Annotated in this window: 16 protein-coding genes, 1 tRNA gene, 1 other RNA gene and 1 pseudogene; 10 read left to right on the forward strand and 9 right to left on the reverse strand. The window is 65.9% G+C overall.

The annotated features are described in order from the left end of the window. Positions 1-50 precede the first annotated feature (50 nt). Entirely contained in the window at positions 51-1,442 is a 1,392-nt protein-coding gene (locus tag ABIA30_RS12090; RefSeq protein ID WP_370065390.1) for an FAD-binding oxidoreductase, read from the forward strand. Further along, positions 1,439-2,737, forward strand: coding sequence for a class I SAM-dependent methyltransferase (locus tag ABIA30_RS12095; RefSeq protein WP_370065392.1), 1,299 nt, complete (start codon positions 1,439-1,441; stop codon positions 2,735-2,737). The genes ABIA30_RS12090 and ABIA30_RS12095 overlap by 4 nt, the downstream gene beginning before the upstream one ends. 6 nt (positions 2,738-2,743) lie before the next feature. Here the strand turns inward: ABIA30_RS12095 and ABIA30_RS12100 are convergent, their stop codons facing one another. The 3 genes from ABIA30_RS12100 to ffs all read right to left on the reverse strand — a co-directional run bounded on the left by ABIA30_RS12100 (position 2,744) and on the right by ffs (position 6,121). Further along, on the reverse strand, positions 2,744-4,672 hold the full coding sequence (locus ABIA30_RS12100; protein WP_370065394.1) for a DNA polymerase III subunits gamma/tau: 1,929 nt from the start codon (positions 4,670-4,672) through the stop codon (positions 2,744-2,746). Positions 4,673-4,720: 48 nt separating this feature from the next. Further along, positions 4,721-5,995, reverse strand: a complete 1,275-nt coding sequence (locus ABIA30_RS12105; protein ID WP_370065396.1) for an aminotransferase class I/II-fold pyridoxal phosphate-dependent enzyme — start codon at positions 5,993-5,995, stop codon at positions 4,721-4,723. A 31-nt stretch (positions 5,996-6,026) separates the two neighbouring features. Then, an RNA gene (ffs, locus tag ABIA30_RS12110) (signal recognition particle sRNA small type) lies at positions 6,027-6,121 on the reverse strand. 70 nt (positions 6,122-6,191) lie between these two features. On the opposite strand from ffs, the gene ABIA30_RS12115 reads away from it, so the two are divergent. From ABIA30_RS12115 to ABIA30_RS12135, 5 genes are all read left to right on the forward strand, one after another. Continuing rightward, a tRNA-Ser gene (locus ABIA30_RS12115) sits at positions 6,192-6,277 on the forward strand. Positions 6,278-6,345: 68 nt separating this feature from the next. Next, complete coding sequence (locus tag ABIA30_RS12120) at positions 6,346-7,053, forward strand: hypothetical protein (protein ID WP_370065398.1); 708 nt, start codon at positions 6,346-6,348, stop codon at positions 7,051-7,053. A 34-nt stretch (positions 7,054-7,087) separates the two neighbouring features. Beyond that, positions 7,088-8,086 carry a S1C family serine protease gene (locus ABIA30_RS12125; RefSeq protein WP_370065400.1) on the forward strand — a complete coding sequence of 333 codons (999 nt, stop codon included), beginning with the start codon at positions 7,088-7,090 and terminating at the stop codon, positions 8,084-8,086. A gap of 46 nt (positions 8,087-8,132) precedes the next feature. After that, positions 8,133-9,197: a dihydrodipicolinate reductase gene (locus tag ABIA30_RS12130; RefSeq protein WP_370065402.1), complete on the forward strand. Its 1,065-nt coding sequence runs from the start codon at positions 8,133-8,135 to the stop codon at positions 9,195-9,197. A 118-nt stretch (positions 9,198-9,315) separates the two neighbouring features. Continuing rightward, complete coding sequence (locus ABIA30_RS12135; RefSeq protein ID WP_370065404.1) at positions 9,316-9,582, forward strand: hypothetical protein; 267 nt, start codon at positions 9,316-9,318, stop codon at positions 9,580-9,582. Positions 9,583-9,589: 7 nt separating this feature from the next. Here the strand turns inward: ABIA30_RS12135 and ABIA30_RS12140 are convergent, their stop codons facing one another. The 3 genes from ABIA30_RS12140 to ABIA30_RS12150 all read right to left on the reverse strand — a co-directional run bounded on the left by ABIA30_RS12140 (position 9,590) and on the right by ABIA30_RS12150 (position 13,080). After that, entirely contained in the window at positions 9,590-10,870 is a 1,281-nt protein-coding gene (locus ABIA30_RS12140) for a diguanylate cyclase domain-containing protein (protein WP_370065406.1), read from the reverse strand. 107 nt (positions 10,871-10,977) lie between these two features. Continuing rightward, positions 10,978-12,018, reverse strand: a complete 1,041-nt coding sequence (locus ABIA30_RS12145) for a DNA polymerase domain-containing protein (RefSeq protein ID WP_370065408.1) — start codon at positions 12,016-12,018, stop codon at positions 10,978-10,980. Positions 12,019-12,021: 3 nt separating this feature from the next. Further along, complete coding sequence (locus tag ABIA30_RS12150; RefSeq protein WP_370065556.1) at positions 12,022-13,080, reverse strand: ATP-dependent DNA ligase; 1,059 nt, start codon at positions 13,078-13,080, stop codon at positions 12,022-12,024. A 58-nt stretch (positions 13,081-13,138) separates the two neighbouring features. Between ABIA30_RS12150 and gluQRS the strand changes: the two genes are divergently transcribed. Then, positions 13,139-14,005 (forward strand): tRNA glutamyl-Q(34) synthetase GluQRS, encoded by an 867-nt coding sequence (gene gluQRS / locus ABIA30_RS12155; protein WP_370065410.1) that lies wholly within the window; start codon positions 13,139-13,141, stop codon positions 14,003-14,005. Here gluQRS and ABIA30_RS12160 read toward each other — a convergent pair. Both ABIA30_RS12160 and tgt read right to left on the reverse strand, forming a co-directional pair. Then, positions 14,002-15,222 (reverse strand): cytochrome P450, encoded by a 1,221-nt coding sequence (locus tag ABIA30_RS12160; protein WP_370065412.1) that lies wholly within the window; start codon positions 15,220-15,222, stop codon positions 14,002-14,004. The genes gluQRS and ABIA30_RS12160 overlap by 4 nt on opposite strands. Positions 15,223-15,263: 41 nt before the next feature. Next, positions 15,264-16,499: a tRNA guanosine(34) transglycosylase Tgt gene (gene tgt / locus ABIA30_RS12165; protein WP_370065414.1), complete on the reverse strand. Its 1,236-nt coding sequence runs from the start codon at positions 16,497-16,499 to the stop codon at positions 15,264-15,266. A 186-nt stretch (positions 16,500-16,685) separates the two neighbouring features. Between tgt and ABIA30_RS12170 the strand changes: the two genes are divergently transcribed. Together ABIA30_RS12170 and ABIA30_RS12175 are read left to right on the forward strand one after the other, a co-directional pair. Continuing rightward, a complete protein-coding gene (locus ABIA30_RS12170; RefSeq protein ID WP_370065416.1) occupies positions 16,686-17,180 on the forward strand; it encodes a lipoprotein LpqH in 495 nt (164 codons plus the stop codon). 220 nt (positions 17,181-17,400) lie between these two features. Next, positions 17,401-18,606 carry a PE-PPE domain-containing protein gene (locus tag ABIA30_RS12175; protein ID WP_370065418.1) on the forward strand — a complete coding sequence of 402 codons (1,206 nt, stop codon included), beginning with the start codon at positions 17,401-17,403 and terminating at the stop codon, positions 18,604-18,606. Between the two features lie 7 nt (positions 18,607-18,613). Here the strand turns inward: ABIA30_RS12175 and ABIA30_RS12180 are convergent. Next, positions 18,614-18,943: pseudogene (locus tag ABIA30_RS12180) on the reverse strand (HNH endonuclease); the annotation flags it as partial.

Here is an 18,943-nt window from a genome sequence, read left to right on the forward strand (position 1 = left end):
CCCGATTCGGCGCGGTCGCGAGAACCGCGGCTTGCACCTAGCGTATAGGTGTGACTGCTGTCACGACCGATGCGCAGGCCGCCCACGTGGGGGCGGTGCGTCGGCTGCTGGAAAGTTATCGCCGCACTCCACCGGGGACCACAGTGCGGCTGGCCAAGCCGACGTCGAATCTCTTCCGGTCGCGGACCAACCACCGGACCAAGGGGCTGGACGTCTCCGGGCTCGACGGCGTGCTCGCTGTCGATCCGCACTCCCGCACCGCCGACGTGCAGGGCATGTGCACCTACGAGACCTTGGTATCGGCGACCCTGCCGTTCGGTCTGGCGCCATTGGTGGTTCCACAACTGAAGACCATCACCGTCGGCGGCGCGGTCACGGGGCTGGGCATCGAATCGGCGTCGTTCCGCAACGGCCTGCCGCATGAGTCGGTACGCGAGATGGACATCCTCACCGGAGCCGGCGAGTTGGTCACGGCCTCCCCCGACCAGCACGCCGATCTGTTCAGCGCCTTTCCGAATTCGTATGGCACCCTGGGCTATTCGGTGCGCCTGCGGATCGATCTGGAACCCGTGCTGCCGTTCGTAGAAGTGCAACACGTGCGCTTTCACCGGGTGGCCGACCTGGTCGAAGCTATGGACCGGATCATCGACACCGGCGGCTACCAGGGTCTGCCCGTGGACTACGTAGACGCTGTGGTCTTCGGCTCCGACGAGAGCTACCTGTGCCTCGGATGGAAGACCGCGACTCCGGGGCCGGTGAGCGACTACACCGGACAACGCATCTTCTACCGATCGATACAGCACCCGGACGGCGACCTGCACGACCGGCTCACCATCCACGACTACTTCTGGCGTTGGGACACCGACTGGTTCTGGTGCTCACAGGCTTTCGGCGCGCAGCAGCCGATGATCCGGCGGCTGTGGCCCCGCAGGTACCGACGCAGCAGCGTCTATTGGAAGCTGGTCGGGCTGGACCGCCGCCTGCACATCGCGGATCGGATCGAGCGGCGCAGCTTCCGTGCACCTGAGCACCCCCTGCGGGAGCGGGTGGTGCAGGACGTCGAAATACCGATCGAACACGTCACCCAGTTTCTCGACTGGTTCCTGGAAAACATCCCGATCGATCCGATCTGGTTGTGCCCGTTGCGGTTACGCGGCAATACCCGGTGGCCGCTCTATCCGATGCAGCCGCACCGCGGCTACGTCAACGTCGGGTTCTGGTCATCGGTTCCGGCTGCCGCCGGGACGGGCCACACCAACCGAGCCATCGAACAGAAGGTCGGCGAACTCGACGGACACAAATCGTTGTATTCGGAATCGTTCTACCCCGCAGAAGAATTCGACCAACTCTATGGCGGCGCTGCCTATCGAGCGGTGAAGAAGGTTTATGACCCGGATTCTCGGCTACTCGACCTGTATACGAAGGCGGTGCAACAGCAATGACAATTTCTGAAGATCGCGGCACCAGGCTGACCCTGGCGGAGGTGCTGGAGACGTTCGCCGCCGGGCAGCTGCCGCTGAGATTCCAGGCATACGACGGCAGTTCGGCCGGGCCCGAGGACGCCACTCTGGGACTCGACCTGCTGACCCCGCGGGGCACCACCTATCTGGCCACCGCCCCCGGCGATCTGGGATTGGCCCGGGCCTACATCGCCGGCGACCTCGACGTGTTCGGGGTACACCCGGGCGATCCGTACGAGCTGCTCAAGGCTTTGGCCGACAAGATGGCATTCAAGCGCCCGCCGGCGCTGGTACTGGCGAACATCGTGCGGTCCATCGGTTTCGAACATCTGCTGCCCATCGCCCCGCCGCCCCAGGAAGCGCTGCCCAGGTGGCGCCGGATCGCCGAGGGCCTGCGGCACAGCAGAACTCGTGATGCCGAGGCCATCCACCACCACTACGACGTGTCGAACACCTTCTACGAGTGGGTGCTCGGCCCGTCGATGACCTACACCTGCGCCTGCTACTCCCGCCCGGAGGCCACCCTGGAGGAGGCCCAGGACAACAAGTACCGGCTGGTGTTCGACAAGCTTCGGCTGCAGCCCGGGGACCGGCTGCTCGACGTCGGCTGCGGCTGGGGCGGCATGGTGCGGTACGCCGCCCGGCGCGGCGTCCACGCGATCGGCGTGACACTGTCGACCGAACAGGCCAGCTGGGCGCAGCGAGCCATCGAAGACGAAGGTCTCGGGGAGTTCGCCGAGGTGCGGCACGGTGATTACCGGGACGTGCGCGAGCGCGGCTTCGACGCGGTGTCCTCGATCGGGCTGACCGAGCACATCGGGGTGGCCAACTATCCGTCGTATTTCGCCTTCCTGCGCGACCGACTGCGCGACGGCGGCCTACTGCTCAATCACTGCATCACCCGCCCGGGCAACCAGCTGCCGGCCACCGTCAGCGGATTCATCGACCGCTACGTGTTCCCCGACGGGGAACTCACCGGGTCCGGCCGGATCATCACCGAAGCGCAGAACGCCGGGCTGGAGGTGCTGCACGAGGAAAACCTGCGCCGGCACTACGCGCTGACCCTGCGCGACTGGTGCGCCAACCTGGTCCAGCACTGGGACGAGGCCGTCGACGAGGTCGGACTGGCCACCGCCAAGGTGTGGGGCATGTACATGGCCGGATCACGCCTTGGCTTCGAGTCCAACGTGGTTCAGCTGCACCAGGTTCTGGCGGTCAAGCTGGACAGCCGCGGATCCGACGGTGGTCTGCCGCTGCGACCGTGGTGGCCGGCCTGATCGCGACTATTCGCCGATCGGCCGGGCGCCCAGCTCGGTTTTGAGCAGCTCCAGGGCGACCTCTTCGGGATCGCGACGCGGGACGTTCCGGCCCTCGTCATGCGCCGCCTCGGCCAGCATGTCCTCTTCTTCGGCGCGCTCGGCTGCGACCCGTTGTTCCTCGGCGATCTGCTGTTCGGCCGGGTTCGCCGAGCGTGCCGGGGCCGGCGCTGCCCCCGCCGGCGCGGCACCCGGATCACACCGCACTCGCCAGTTGACCCCGAGCGCATCCTTGAGCGCCTCTCGGATGACATCGGTGTTGTGCTGCTCGCTGAGTCGCTTGGCCAGCGGCGCCGACGGATGCGCGAGCAGCAGCGTGTCACTCTCGACCGCGCGGACGGTGGCTTCCATCAGCATCGCCTCGAGCGAACGGCTACGCGCCCTGACCTTTTCGCGCACCGTGCCCCACATGGCGCGCACCGCGGCCGCATCGGGCTGCCCGCCGGCCGGCGCACTCGGCGCGGGTGACGCAGCGACCGGCTCCGGCTGAGGCGGGGCCACAGGCTCAGGTGGTGCGACCGGCTCCGGCCGCGCGACAGGCCGCGCGACAGGCGGTGCCACCGGCTCCGGCCGCGCGGCGGGCGGCGCGACAGGCTCCACGGGCGGCGCCGGGGCCGGGACTGGCTCAGGGGCCGGTTCCTCCGAAACTTGTTGCGGGGACAGGCTTCTCCTGGTGAATTGCTTGTTCACCAGGACCGGAGCCGGCTCTGCTGCCACACCGCCTTCGGAAGCCGGGATGGACACGTTCATCCGGGTTTCGAGACGCTCGACCCGGTGCAACAGAGCGGCTTCGGTATCGCTGGCCGACGGCAACAGCAGCCGCGCGCACACGACCTCCAGAAGCAGCCGCGGAGCCGTCGCGCCACGCATCTCCCCCAGCCCGGCGTGCACCACCTCGGCGTACCGGGTCAGGGTGGCCGTTCCGATCTGCGCGGCCTGCTCACGCATCCGATCCATGACGTCGTCGGGAGCATCGACCACGCCGCGGGTCGCGGCATCCGGAACCACTTGCAGCACAATCAAATCCCGGAAGCGCTCCAGCAGATCAGTGGCGAACCGACGCGGATCATGCCCGGCATCCATCACCGATTCGACCGCCCCGAACAATGCCGCCCCGTCGCCTGCCGCCAACGCATCGATGGCGGTGTCGATCAACGCCAGGTCGGTGGCACCCAGCAGCGACAGCGCGCGCTGGTAGACGATGTGGTCGTCCTCGGCGCCGGCCAACAACTGGTCGAGCACCGACAACGTGTCGCGGGGCGAACCGCCGCCGGCGCGAATCACCAACGGGTACACCGCATCGTCGACGCTGACGTTCTCCTGGGTACAGATCTTCTCCAGCAGGCTGCGCATGGTCTTGGGGGCCAGCAGTCGGAACGGGTAGTGGTGGGTGCGCGACCGAATGGTCGGCAACACCTTCTCCGGTTCGGTGGTGGCGAAGACGAAGATCAAATGCTCCGGCGGCTCTTCGACGATCTTCAACAGCGCATTGAAGCCCGCATTGGTCACCATGTGCGCTTCGTCGATGATGAAGATGCGGTACCGCGACTCGGCCGGTGCGTAGAACGCGCGGTCGCGCAATTCGCGGGTGTCGTCGACACCACCATGGCTGGCCGCGTCGAGTTCGGTGACATCCAGGTTGCCGGGCCCGTTGGGCGCCAGGGCCACGCACGAGTGGCACACACCGCACGGGGTCGCCGTCGGCCCCTGTTCACAGTTCAGCGAGCGGGCCAGGATCCGCGCCGAGGATGTCTTTCCGCAGCCCCGCGGCCCGGAGAACAGGTAAGCGTGGTTGATCCGGCCCGATTCCAGCGCCGTCGACAACGGCCCGGTCACATGCTCCTGCCCGACTACCTCAGCGAAACTTGCCGGTCGGTACTTGCGGTAGAGGGCCACGGGAGAAGGCTACCGAGCGGGTCCGACTCATCGCATCCCGCGGGTGGGCTAGCCCTTCAGCAGTTCCTCGGTGGCCGCCAGTAGCGCGCAGGTCGCCAGACCGTCGATGGCCACCCGCAGATCCGGCAGCGACGGGAAGGTCGGCGCGATCCGGATGTTCTTGTCCTCCGGATCTTTTCGGTACGGGAACGACGCACCGGCCTCGGTCACCGCGATGCCGGCGTCCTTGGCCAGCGCCACCGTGCGCCGAGCCGTGCCCGGCCACACGTCGAGGCTGACGAAGTACCCGCCCTTGGGATCGGTCCAGGACGCGATCTTCGACTCGCCCAACCGGTCCTCGAGAATCTCCAGCACGGCGGCGAACTTCGGCGCCAGCAGCTCTTGATGACGCTGCATGTGCAACCGCACCCCGTCGGCGTCCCCGAAGAACCGGGCGTGCCGCAGCTGGTTGATCTTGTCCGGTCCGATGGTCTTCTTGCCTGCGTGCTGCAGGTACCACGCGATGTTCCCCAGCGAACCGCCGAAGAAGCTCACCCCGGCCCCGGCGAAAGTGATCTTGGAGGTCGACGCGAACACGTAGGGCCGGTTCGGATTGCCCGCCGTCGCCGCCAGTCCGACGATGTCGATGTTCGACGGGAAATCGTGGGTCAGCGTATGGACGGCGTACGCGTTGTCCCAAAACAGTCGGAAATCTTTTGCCGCCGTTTGCATTTGGACCAGACGTCGGGTGTTCTCCCAGGAGTACGTCACGCCCGTCGGGTTGCCGAACACCGGCACGCACCACATGCCCTTGATGGTCGGGTCGGCCGCGACCAACTCCTCGATCAGGTCGACGTCCGGGCCGTCCTCACGCATCGGAACGGCGATCATCTCGATGCCGAAACTCTCGGTGATCGCGAAGTGCCGGTCGTACCCGGGAGCCGGGCAGAGGAACTTGACCACGGGCTCTTGCACCCACGGACGGGGCGAATCGACGCCGCCATGCAGCAGGGAGAACACGACGACGTCGTGCATCATCTCCAGGCTGGCGTTGTTGCCCGCGATCAGATTGGGCACTCCGATACCCAGCAGCTGGCTGAAGATGGTCCGCAATTCCGGCAGACCGTGCAGGCCACCGTAGTTTCGGGTGTCGGTGCCATCGGCATCCCGATAGTTCTCGCCGGGCAGATGCAGCATCGCGTTCGACAGGTCGAGTTGCTGCGAAGACGGCTTGCCACGGGTCAGATCCAGACTGAGCTTGCGGGCCTGCAGCTCGGCATAATTGCGCTGCTGCTCGTCGTGGCGGGCCTGTACTTCATCGCGGCCGAGGGATTGAAACGACACGGCGCGCCTTTCGCATCGAGTGCCGCCAAAGATTAGGGGACCCCGCGCACCCGCCAGAGCCCATTGACCCTTGCTGCCTTCCGGCCCTGGGGGAGTTCACAGGATGGACGCCGCGCGGGATCCGAAAGTGAGTGTAGTACCCCCGCCGACGGCCGCCGTTGGGGCGTCCTGCAGGCGGTCGGTTACGATTGCCGACGGAGGATTCGCCTAGTGGCCTATGGCGCTCGCCTGGAACGCGGGTTGGGTTAACAGCCCTCAGGGGTTCAAATCCCCTATCCTCCGCACTCGGTCCGGGGTGCGACCGGCTCAAACAGCCAGGTCGCACCCCGGATCACTACTCAAGGAGGACTATGCGGCGCTCGGTGGCGATTACTTGGCACGCATCGTTTCTCGTCGCCTCCGCGGTTCTCTACTTCTTTTTTGTGCTCCCGCGTTGGTACGAGCTCGCCGGCACCACGTCGCACACCCTCGGCACCGCGCTGCGCATCCTCTGCGGCGTGCTGGTCGCACTGTCCGCACTGCCGGTCCTGCTGACGCTGCAGCGCACCCGCAAGCCCGAGTACGCCACGCCGCAGCTCGCCCTCTCGCTTCGCGTCGCCTCGATCGCCCTGCACATCCTGGGCGGCGTGCTCATCCTGGGCACCGCGATCAGCGAGATCTGGCTGACCCTGGACAAGGCCGGCGTGTGGTTGTTCGGTATTTACGGCGCTGCCGCGGGCGTGACCCTGCTCGCCGCCCTGACCTTCTACCTGGCGTTCCTTGCCGAACTCCCGCCGCCTCCGCCCAAGCCGATCAAAGCCAAGAAGGCGGCCGGGGCAGCTCCTGAGCCGATCGAGCCCGCGTCGGAAGCGACCGACGAAGCCAGCGAAGAAGAGTCCGACACGGCAGAATCGGAAGCCGGCACCGAAGCCGAGTCCGAGGGCGCCGCGTCGACGGACACCGAAGAGACCACCGAGACCGAAGACCCGGCCGCAGGTGGCAAGCTGCGCAACCGTCGCGCAGGCAAGGGCTCCGGCCTGTTCGGCCGCTCCGGTGGCGCTTCGCAAGAAAAGGACTGAACTGGCAGCGATGCCGCGGTCCGGAAGGCAGCACATGAGTGGGTTTGGCCTCGGCAGTCGACTGGGCGCCGCCGCGCTCGCGGCCGCCATTGCATTCTCCGCGCCGGCACATGCTGACCTCGCCCAGGCGATCGCCGTGGTCGAGCCCGCGACCGCGCGCATCGACACCGTCATCCACTACCAGCACGCCATCGGTGCGGGCACTGGCATCGTGCTCGATCCGAACGGCGTCGTGCTGACCAACTTCCACGTGGTGCAGAGCGCGGACACCATCGTCGCGACCATCGCGGGCCGCCAGTTCCCGGCCGACCTGGTCGGCTATGACCGCCACCACGACGTCGCCGTACTGCAGTTGCGCGGTGCAGCCGGACTTCCTTCCGCGCCGATCGGCGATGCCGCGCAGTTGAATCAGGGCGATCAGGTGGTCGCGCTCGGCAACGCCGACGGCACCGGCAAGATGTTGACCCGCGAAGCCGGCCCGGTGGTCGGCATGGGGCGGTCCATCAACGCGCAGGACTCACTCACCGGCAGCTCGGAACAGGTCACCGGACTGATTCAATTCGCCGCTCCGGTTCGGGCCGGCGACTCCGGCGGCCCGGTGGTCGCCAACTCGGGCCAGGTGGTCGGCATGACCACGGCGGCCACGCTCAACTACAAGATGGGTCCGGGAGGTGAGGGCTTCGCCATCCCGATCAACCAGGCGATGGCCATCGCCGGACAGATCCGGACCCGCACCCCGTCGGACGAAGTGCACGTCGGACAGCCGACGCTGCTCGGTGTCGGCGTCACCAATGCCGACCAGCATGCCCAGCTGCCCGGTGTACTCATTCACGAAGTGGTCGACGGCGGCCCAGCGCAGCAGGCCGGCATGGTCCCCGGCGACGTCCTGGTCAGCGTCGATGGCGTATCCGTGAATTCGGCTACCGCGCTGACCTCGGTGCTGGACCGGCACTACCCCGGCGATTCGGTGGTTGTGTTCTGGATCGACCGCACCGGCCAGCAGCGCACCGGCAAGGCTGCACTGACGTCCTGAGTGCAAAACGACGCAGCGGCCAGGGCCACGGCCCTATGCTGAGCGAGTGCACAACAATGCGCCTTATCGGGTCGTGCAATGGACGACCGGAAACGTCGGCAAGAGCTCAGTGGCCGCCATCGCGACCAACCCGAACCTCGAACTGATCGGCTGCTACGCCTGGTCGGCGGACAAAGCGGGCAAGGATGTCGGCGAGCTGGCGGGCATCGAGCCGCTCGGCGTCGCCGCCACCGACGACGTCGACGCATTGCTCGCGCTCAAGCCCGACTGCGTGGTCTACAACCCGATGTGGATCGACGTCGACGAGCTGGTGCGGATCTTGTCGGCCGGGGTCAATGTGGTGGCCACCGCGTCGTTCATCACCGGGCACAACCAAGGTGCAGGCCGAGACCGCATCGCTGCGGCCTGCGCACAGGGTGGTTCGACGATGTTCGGCTCGGGCATCAGCCCCGGATACGTGAACCAGCTGGCCATCGTCGCGGCCGGCATCTGCGACCGGGTCGACAAGGTGACGGTGAACGAGGCCGCCGACACCACGTTCTACGACTCCCCCGAAACGGAGAAGCCGGTCGGATTCGGCCAACCCATCGACCACGCCGGTCTGCAGGCGATGACCGCACACGGCACCGGGGTCTTCGGCGAGGCGGTCCGGATGATCGGCGACGCCCTGGGCATCGAGTTCGACGAGGTGCGCTGCGACGCCGAGTATGCCAAGACCACTGCCGACCTGGACCTGGGTTCGTGGACGATCCCAGCCGGTGGGGTCGCCGGCGTGTTCGTCAGCTGGAAGGGCATCATCGGCGGGGTCACCCGCGTCGAGCTGACATTGCGCTGGCGCAAGGGGCAGACCCTGGAACCGGATTGGCAGATCGATCAGGACGGCTGGGTCATCGAGGTGGCCGGCCGGCCCACGGTCACCATGAAAGTCGGCTTCCTGCCGCCGCCAGACTTCGAGGCCACCACGCTCGAGGAGTTCATGGTGCTCGGCCACATCATGACGGCGATGCCGGTGATCAATGCCATTCCGGCGGTGGTCGGGGCGGCACCGGGCATCGTCACGTACACCGATCTGCCGATGATCCTGCCGCACGGCGTCGTACCCGCGTCCTAGATACCGGGACGAAGACCTTGGCGACCGCCGCAATGCGGGTTAGATTGGGCCGAGTGAATATATCGGCGGACTGAATCGTATCGCGGGGACTCGATTCGTGCCGCCCAGGGAGTGACTGATGGTCAGTACCTATGTGGCGGCATACGCCGCAGCGTGGGCTATCACGGCAGTGGTCACGTACCTGATCGCACGACGGATTGCGCGTGTCGCCGATCGTCCCGACAGCACCGTACTGACCAGTCTGCTGGCCGGTGCGTTGTGGCCGATCGTGGTCGTCGGCCTGGTCGAAGCCGGCATGGTCGGCGCTATCGGCTGTTTCCAGAGCGATCGTGAGCCGGCCCCCGGGGTCTCCTGGGAAATGGCCGACATCGTGACGCTGCCGTAGCCCCCGGTCAGGTCCTCCAGAATCGGGTCTGAGCGCGCCCGTTCGCCTTCGCCTGATACATCGCGGCGTCGGCGTGCCTGAGAATGGTTGACACCGAACGCCTTTCGATTCCCTCCAGCATGGTGATACCGATGCTTACGCTGGCCGCGATATCGACGCCGTCGATGGAAATCGGCTCCGCCAGCGCATCGTGCAACCGGTCCGCGATATCCATCAGATCCTCCCTCGCTGCCGGCGCAGTGATGACGGCGACGAACTCATCGCCGCCCACCCGCGCCAGCACGTCACCGGACCGCAACACCTTGTCGAGCCGGTAGGCACATGTTCTGAGCAATTCGTCGCCGGCATGGTGCCCCAGGGAATCGTTGACGGTCTTGAGCTGATCGAGATCGACGAACATCACTGCGGCCAGTGGCGGTCTACCCGAGGGCCCCAGTGCTTCAGCGATCCGCCGCATCGCCGACGCACGGTTGAAGAGTCCGGTCAGCGGATCGTGCTCCGCATCGTGGCGCAACTGCTGAGTGACCATGTACTCGGCGGTGATATCGGTGAACGACAACAGGATTCCGGATTGGTCCGGGTTCTCGGGATCAAGCAAGCAGGTACTCACCGAGATCCACATCCGCTGCCCATCACTACGGTCCAGCCCGACCACGCGCCCGTTGACCGGCCGGCCGGTGTGCTGCGTGATGACCGCGGGAATGTGGCGCTGGTCCAGCTTCTGCCCGTCGAGGCCATAGAGCTGGAATCGCCGCGCCAACGCCACGTAGTCGCTGACGTCGCGGATCGGGTCGAGGTCGAGAATGCGGGCAGCGGCGGGGTTCGCCGAAGCGATGGAGCCGTCCATGCCGATCACCACCACACCACGGTTCAACGAGTTGACCACGGTCTGAAAGTGCTTTTCCGCCCGGCGCAACGCTGTGTGGTCCGAGCAGACCAACACATAACCTGGCTCCAAGACCGACGCCCTGACCCGAATCGTGAGGGCCACGCCGTCCCCCGTGTAATGCGTGGCTCGCTCGGTGCCACCGCCGGCGATGATGCCGGCCGGATCCAGCTCTGCTCCGACGACTTCGCCGATGGGCAGTCCGAGCGTCAGATGCGCGGGTCGGCGGTAGATCGCCTCCGCAGCCGGGTTCCACGCGGTGACGATGCCCTCGACAGAGGTGCCGATGATCGCGTCGGATACCTGGTCGACCAGCGCCTGATATCGCCACGCCGCCGATTCGGTCAGGGCAGCCACATGGGCATCAGGACAGACAACTCCGCCGTCGTCACGAATACCCACGGCACTACCCCTGCGTCACCCAATGCATCAACCAGGCCAACCTGACCTACGGAAGCGTCAATTCTTCATCAGGTCGCGATCGCAGCGGGGCGGAACCACAAAATCTGCTAGTCCTTCAGGTCCCGATCCTTGCTCGGCTGCACCCGCTTGGGCTCCCCCGGCATCTTGGGATAGTTCGGCGGATACGGCAGGTCGGCCAAGCCGCGCTCCTCGTCCGCGGCGACCCACTCCAGCAATCCATCCAGCGAATGCGCGACATCATCGATGCCGGCCCACGGGTCCGGCCGCCGCTTGAGCAGCTCCGGCACCGTCGCCATGGTGTAGTCATCGGGATCCGCGGTGGCCAGCTCGTCCCAGGTCAGCGGGGTCGACACGGTAGCTATCGGGGTCTTGCGCACCGAGTAGGCCGACGCGAAGGTCCGGTCACGGGCGTTCTGGTTGTAGTCGATGAACAGCCGGGCGCCGCGTTCTTCCTTCCACCACTTGGTGGTGACCGCATCCGGCACCCTGCGCTCCACCTCACGCGCCAGCGCGATACCGGCCCGGCGCACAGCGATGAAATCCCACTGCGGCTTGATCCGTACGAACACATGGACGCCGCGCCCGCCGGATGTCTTCGGGTACCCGGTCAGCCCCAACTCGTCGAGCACCGGCTTGAGTACACCGGTGGCAATCTCCCGGGCCTGCTCGAATCCGGTACCCGGCTGCGGGTCCAGGTCGATGCGCAGTTCGTCTGGATGCTCGGTGTCCGGGCAGCGGACCTGCCAGGGGTGCAACGTGATGGTGCCCATCTGCGCCGCCCAAATGATCGACGACGGGTGCGTCACCTTGAGTGCGTCGGCGGTACGCCCCGACGGAAAAGTCACCACACAGGTCTGCAGATAGTCGGGATGCTTCGCCGGAACCCGCTTTTGGTAGATCTCCTCGCCGGCGATGCCATCCGGGAAGCGCTGCAGATGGGTGGGCCGGTCCCGCAGCAGCTTGACCATCGGTCCCCACGACTGCTCGCCCAGGCAAACAGAGAGGTAGTAGTCGACCATCGTGCCCTTGGTGCCCTTGCTCCCCAACGCTGGGAAATACACCTTGTCCGGACTGGTCAGCCGAACCTTGACGCCGTCGACGTCGAGTTCAGATGCGGCGCTTGCCATTGTTTATTCTTTCCCGTCGCTTCGCTCGCCTGGACTGCTCGTCTCCAGCACGTCGTACAGGTCGTAGTTCAGCGGCACGTCGAGTTGGTCGAAAGTGCAGCTGTCCGGATCCCTGTCGGGTCGCCAGCGGCGGAATTTCACCGTGTGCCGGAACCGGTTTCCTTCCATCTGGTCGTAGGCCACCTCGCACACCTTCTCCGGACGGATCGGGATCCAGGTCTTGTCGGCCGCAGAATTCCACCTGCTGGCCTCGCCGTCCCGTGCATCGCCGGTGCGCAGCGGCTCCAACTCTGCCAACAATTCCAACCTCTCCTTGACCGTGAATGACACGGCACCACCGACCATTTGGAGCATTCCGTCGCGGTACAGACCCAACAGGATCGAGCCCAGGCCGGCACCGCTCTTGTGGATGCGATAACCGATGGCCACGCAGTCGACGTCGCGGGCATGCTTGACCTTGACCATTTCTCGCTTGCCGGGCAGGTAGGGGCCGTCCAGCCGCTTGGCTATCACCCCGTCCAGGCCGGCGCCCTCGAATGTGGTCAGCCAATGGGTTCCCTGCGCCGCATCATCGGTGGCCCGAGTGACATGGCACCACTGCTTCGGGTTCACCAGTTCCTGCAGCGCGGCCCGGCGGAGCCGGAACGGTTCGGCGAGCAGGCTCCGACCCGAGTCGGCCAGGGCGTCGAATCCGATGAAGTGCGCAGGGGTCTGCGCCGCGAGCATCTGCACCCGACTGGCCGCCGGATGGATGCGCTGGCTCAACGACTCCCAGTCCAGCCGGATGCGGCCGTCCATCTCGCGTGGCACCACCACCTCACCGTCGAGCACACACTTCGGTGCGATCTCCTCACGCAGCGCCTCGAGCAGCTCCGGAAAGTACCGCCCTAGTTCCTTGCCGTTGCGGGACTGGATGATCACCTCGTCGCCATCGCGAAACACCAGGGCACGGAAGCCGTCCCACTTGGGCTCGTAGGACCATGGCCCTTCTGGCACCTTGGTCGCCGCCTTGGCCAGCATCGGATCTATCGGCGGCTGCAGGGGTAGGTCCACGTTCTCCATACTCACGTAGACCCTCGCGCATGGCCAATGTCATCGCCCGGCGCGTTAGATTGCGGTCGTGGCACTGCACCCAGCCGGCCGGTTCGCCCCGAGCCCGTCCGCCGACCTGCACATCGGAAACGTGCGTACTGCGGTGCTGGCCTGGCTGTTCGCCCGGGCATCGGACCGGCGTTTCCTGGTGCGCGTCGAGGACTTGGACGACCGGACGCACCCCGAGGTCGCCGCCCGACAACTGGCAGACCTGGCGGCGGTAGGACTCACCTGGGATGAAACCCCTGAGTACCAGACCGCGCACGAAGATCGCTACCGCGCCATCATCGATAACCTGACCGAGCGCGGCCTGACCTTCGAATGTTATTGCAGCAGAAAGGACATCCTGCAGGCCCCACGGGCGCCGCACGCACCCGAGGGCGCCTACCCCGGTACCTGCCGCGACCTCACCCGCGACGAGCGCGCCCGACAGACCAGGCCCCCGGCGTTGCGATTGCGTTCGGACACAGCGCAATACACCGTCACCGATGTGCTGCACGGCCGATACACCGGCGTCGTCGACGATTTCGTGCTGCGCCGCGGCGACGGGGTGCCGGCCTACAACCTCGCGGTGGTGGTGGACGACGCCGTACAGGGCATCGATCAGGTGGTACGCGGCGATGACCTGCTGCCGTCATCTCCGCGGCAGGCGTATCTGGCTGCGCTGCTTGGCTATCCGCAACCCACCTACGCACACGTCCCGTTGGCGCTCAATGCCGAAGGCAAACGGCTGGCCAAACGGGACGGCGCGGTGACGCTATCGGAGGTCGGCATCGAGACCGCCATGTCCCGGATCGCGGAGTCACTCGGGTACACCGAATCCACCGTGGACGGGATGGTGGCGCAGTTCGATCCGGCGCGTCTGCCGCGCGAGCCGTGGGTGTACCGCCCTTAGAGCGAGACCGGCAGCGACGCCAGACCGCGCAGCGTCACATTCGGCTTGTACACCGCTTCGCCATCCAGTCGCGCGTCCGGGAATCTCTTCGCCATGGCCGCGAGCGCGGCCGCCGCTTCGAGCCGGGCCAACGGAGCACCCAGGCAGAAATGCGGGCCTTTGCCGAACGCCAGGTGCTTGATCGTGCCGCGATCCGGATCGAATACGTCAGGCCGTTCGAAGACCCGCGAATCACGTTGCGCGGCAGCCAGAAGCAGCATCATGATGTCGCCCTTGGCCGCCGTCACCCCACCGACGCTCATGTCCTCGGTGGCGACCCGGCTGGTCAACTGCACCGGCGGGTCGAACCGCAAGGTCTCCTCGACGATCGCGGCCGCCTTGGTGCCGTCAGCGGACAGTGCCGACCAGTACTGCCGATGCTGCAGCATCAAATGCACCGCGTTCGCGATCAAGTTCACCGTGGTCTCATGACCGGCGATCAGCAGCAGGTTGCAGGTGGCGACGATCTCTTCCGACGTCAGCTGATCGCCATCCTCCTCGGCTTCGATCAGCGCCGAGATCAGGTCCTCACCGGGTGAGCTGCGGCGCCGCTCGATCAGGTCCCGCAGGTATCCCCGCAGCCACCGCCCGGCTTCCATGCGAATGTCCGCATCCGCCGACATCTCACCGGTGAACGCGACGAACGGATCGAGCGCCTGCGCCAACAACGCCGACGCCCGGCCGAACTGCGGCTCGTCCTCGATCGGTACCCCCAGCAGTCGGCAGATCACCGCCACCGGCAGTGGATAGGCCAGATCCGTCACCACCTCCATCGAACCCGATACCCGATCGAGCAACTCGTCGACCATCGTCACGATGTCCGACTCGAGTGCCTTGATCACCTTGGGCGCGAACGCTTTCTGTGCGAGCATCCGCAGGCGGGTGTGGTCGGGCGGATCGAGGAACAGAAAGCCCGGTTCACCGAGCGGCCGGTATTGGGCCTGTCCCTCTTCGATCTGTCGTTGTACCGCGGTCGATTTCATCCGGTCGTTGGCCGAATGCGGACTGCGCAACACCGCATCGCACTCGTCGTAGCCGGCGAACACCGCCAGGTTCATCTCCGGCAACACCAACGGTCCGGCCTGCCGAAGCTGTGCATAGAGCGGGTAGGGATCTGACCGGTTCGCCGGATCCATCAGGCCCAGCAGCAGTGTCTGCGTATCGGTCACACTGGTCATCAAGCCATTGTGCACGCGGGCGAGACGTCGCAGGTCGCTCCCTATTTGCCGCCGTAGTACCGGCCCAGTACATGCTCGCGGAGTTCGTCGAATTCCCCGGCGACGATCGCCGCCCGGATCTGGTCGACCAGCCGGATGATGAACCGCTCGTTGTGAATGGTGCCCAAGGTCGCGGCCAGCGCTTCCTTCGCCCGGAACAGGTGATGCAGATACGCGCGGGTGTAATTGGCGCAGGTATAGCAGTCGCATTCAGCATCGACCGGGGTGAAGTCCCGTTTGTACCGGGCGTTGGTGATGTTGAACCGCCCGGTCGCCGAATACATCGCCGCATTGCGCGCCACCCGGGACGGCGAAACGCAGTCGAAGGTGTCCGCACCGGCCTCGATCGCGGCGAAGAGGTCGTCTGGCTCACTGATGCCGAGCAGGTGACGGGGCTTGTCCGCAGGCAGTTCATCGGTGACCCAGCCCACGATGGTCGCGAGGTTCTGTTTCTCCAGGGCCCCGCCGATGCCGTACCCGTCGAATCCGTGGCCATCCTCGTCGACGATGCCGACCAGCCCCCGGGTGGCCTGTCGGCGCAGATCTTCGTACTGGGCGCCCTGCACCACCCCGAACAACGCCTGCGCCGGCTTGCCCGCTCGCTCTCGGGTGAGCCGGCGGTGCTCGGCCAGACAGCGCACCGCCCAACGGTGGGTGCGTTCCACCGAAAGCTCTTGGTAGCCACGGGTATTGACCAATGTCGTCAACTCATCGAATGCGAAGATGATGTCGGCGCCGAGTTGATGCTGAATACCGATCGAGACCTCCGGGGTGAAGCGGTGCCGGGCGCCGTCCAGGTGCGAGCGAAACGTCACCCCGTCCTCGTCGACATGCGCCAGGCGCTCCTTGCCCTCGGCAATGATGTCGTCTGCCTGCAAACGGGCCGTGTCCATGGCCAGCACCTTCTTGAAACCGACCCCCAGCGACATCACCTGGAATCCACCACTGTCGGTGAAGGTCGGACCGGGCCAGTTCATGAATGCGCCGACGCCACCGGCCTCGTCCACGATATCCGGACCCGGCCGCAGGTACAGGTGATAGGCGTTGGACAGAACAGCCTGCGCCCCAAGCTCTTTCATGGTCTCCGGCAGCACCGCCTTGACCGTCGCCTGAGTGCCCACGGCGATGAATGCCGGCGTCTGGATATCGCCGTGCGGGGTGTGGATGGTCCCGACCCGACCTCGGCGGCCGGACAGTTCCGCCGTGACGTCAAAGAACTTCGGGGCTGGTGCATTCACCGGTGTATTCAATCAACCGAAAATTCGTCCAGCCGCGCTGGCCTGCGCGGATGGCACAGCCATGAACACACTTCGTTGTCCATATATTTTTTCTGTCAATTCACTTAATGCCGGTGACCAGCACCGCATACTGCAAAGCGATGACCCGCCAGTCTGACGGGATCGCACCAGCTAAGGAGCACAGCTATGAAACGTGGTTTGGTGGTCACCGCCGTAGGCGCGACCGTTCTGATCGCCGGGCTGTCCGGCTGTTCGGATAAGAAGGAGTCATCGGGGGGATCGTCGGCCACTGCGACGGCTTCGGCCACGGCGCCCGGCGGGGGCGGCTCCACAGCTGGCACCGGCACCGCCAAGGTCACGGTCGACGGCAAGGCGCAGGACGTCTCCGGCTCGATCGGCTGCACGACGGCCGGCGGCAACGTGGTGATCGCCATCGGCAACGGGACCGGCGGCCTGGGCGCCACCCTGACCGACGCCGACCCGCCAGAGGTCAAGGCTGTCGGGCTCGGCAGTGTCGGTGGGCAGGCGCTGGCCTACGCACCGGGCGTTCCGGGTAACGACGCGAAGGCCACCAAGGACGGCAAGACCTACAAGATCAGCGGCACGATCACGGCGGTCGACATGTCCAACCCGACGGCACCGAGCAACAAGCCGTTCGAGATGGAGGTCACCTGCCCCTAGGGCTTCGCCGGAGTGAATGGGCGGCGTTGCAATCAGAGCGTCGCCCATTCACCGAGGCAAACCTTGCCAATTCCTGTGTGCGGGGCCCCTATCGGGAGTAGCGTCCGGGTCAATTAACCCGTGCGGCGCATATCCGGGGGTACGTATGTCGCAGTCGTACAGTTCAGTAACCCGCAGTGCGTCAAGGGTTTTCGCTCTCCTGGCACTGACGGCCGCGCTCGTGGTCGGGCACGCTACCAATGCCACCACCAGCCTCATGGTCGGGCTGGCCAACACCGTGATCGGCATCGGCGGCCGCCTCGACCCCACGTCAGCCAACGTCCCCGCCAAGCTCGATGGCACAGTCGTCCCGCCCGGGTATACCTACGATCCCATTCAGTACCCGGCGACGATCCAGCTGTCCAAAAGCACTGCGGTTTCCGCGCCACTGGTCTACCAAGCGGTGACGACCATGTCCGGTCAGCAGCTGATCGTCGCCGGCTATTCGGAAGGCACACTCGGCGCCGAGGCCGCGAAACGTCAACTGCTGAACAACAATACCGGGCCCGCACCGTCGGACCTGTCGTTCGTGATGATCGCCTCGCCGTTCGCGGGCAACGGCGGCATCTTCGAACGATTCCCCGGCATCAGTGTGCCTTTCATCGTCAACAACATGGGGCCGGCCCGCGCGTCCGCGTACAACACCACCTACGTGGTCAATGAATACGATCCGTACGCCGACTTCCCCGCGTACTTCAACCCGCTCGCACTGGCCAACAGTCTGGCCGGCGTCTGGTATGCCCATCCGGACGTCTACTACAACGCGATCGATCCCGGCACGACTCCCGCGATCACCAAAGTCGTGACCAACAGCGCCGGGGGCACCGACACCTACATTTTCGTCCCCAACAACGACCTTCCACTGTTGGCGCCCGTGCGGGCCGGGGCGGCTGCAATCGGGTTGACTCCGCTCGTCAAGCCGGTCCTGGACGCCGTGGAGCCGCTGTTGCGGGTGATGATCGACATGGCCTACACCGACCGCACGAATGCCAATCCCGCTGCCCTGCGGCCATTTTCGTTGTTCACGCCACTGCCGCGCATCATCTCGGCGCTCCAAGCGATACCCGGCGCGATCAACCAAGGCATCAATAATTTCGTCAACGACGTGCGTACGGAGCTGAGTCCGGTCGCCGCCGCGAAGACCCCTGTAGCCCAGAAGGCGCCGGTGGCCGCGGCCGCGACGCCGGCGACACCTCCAACCAAGAAGCCAGCTCCCCAGCCGAAACGCCAAACCATCGCCAGCACACCAACTCTCGACCGCTCTTCCACATCCCCCACAGAGGGGACCGGGCAGACTCCGAAGGACCAATCAAAGTCCGACAACCGGCCGAAGAAATCCCGCGACTCCAACCATCATTCACGCACGACGGGTAAGGAAGCCGCCTAACCACCGATCAGAACGGCGGCGGTTCGTCGCTGGCTGCGGCGAGTTGTTCCTGTTGGCGTTGTTCGTCGAGGCGTTCCTGGTTCGCGTGGCGTTCGGCCAGGATTTTCGCTGAGCGTTCCTGCACCCGGGTCCGGCTGCGGGTCGGCATGGCCCGTCCCCGCCACCGACTCGGCGCCGCGGTGTCAGGAACCGAGACCACACCCGTGGCCGCGCCCAGCTGCGGGAACCAATACGCCCCTTCGGGCCTGGTCACATAGGTATGCCCAGTCGGGGCCGTCCACACCACCGTCCCGTCCGGATACTGATGGTCGGTCCAATCGTGGAAGGTTTTCACCAG

It is taken from the genome of Mycobacterium sp. MAA66 (genome assembly GCF_041261665.1).
In the GTDB taxonomy this organism is placed as follows: domain Bacteria; phylum Actinomycetota; class Actinomycetes; order Mycobacteriales; family Mycobacteriaceae; genus Mycobacterium.

What these genes read in the sequence shown, in the direction of transcription:
- ABIA30_RS12095 (WP_370065392.1), top strand. Translation starts at nt 1,439, where the DNA reads ATGACAATTTCTGAAGATCGCGGCACCAGGCTGACCCTGGCGGAGGTG.
- ABIA30_RS12120 (WP_370065398.1), top strand. Translation starts at nt 6,346, where the DNA reads ATGCGGCGCTCGGTGGCGATTACTTGGCACGCATCGTTTCTCGTCGCC.
- ABIA30_RS12125 (WP_370065400.1), top strand. Translation starts at nt 7,088, where the DNA reads ATGAGTGGGTTTGGCCTCGGCAGTCGACTGGGCGCCGCCGCGCTCGCG.
- ABIA30_RS12135 (WP_370065404.1), top strand. Translation starts at nt 9,316, where the DNA reads ATGGTCAGTACCTATGTGGCGGCATACGCCGCAGCGTGGGCTATCACG.
- ABIA30_RS12145 (WP_370065408.1), bottom strand. Translation starts at nt 12,018, where the DNA reads ATGGCAAGCGCCGCATCTGAACTCGACGTCGACGGCGTCAAGGTTCGG.
- ABIA30_RS12150 (WP_370065556.1), bottom strand. Translation starts at nt 13,080, where the DNA reads ATGGAGAACGTGGACCTACCCCTGCAGCCGCCGATAGATCCGATGCTG.
- ABIA30_RS12160 (WP_370065412.1), bottom strand. Translation starts at nt 15,222, where the DNA reads ATGACCAGTGTGACCGATACGCAGACACTGCTGCTGGGCCTGATGGAT.
- ABIA30_RS12170 (WP_370065416.1), top strand. Translation starts at nt 16,686, where the DNA reads ATGAAACGTGGTTTGGTGGTCACCGCCGTAGGCGCGACCGTTCTGATC.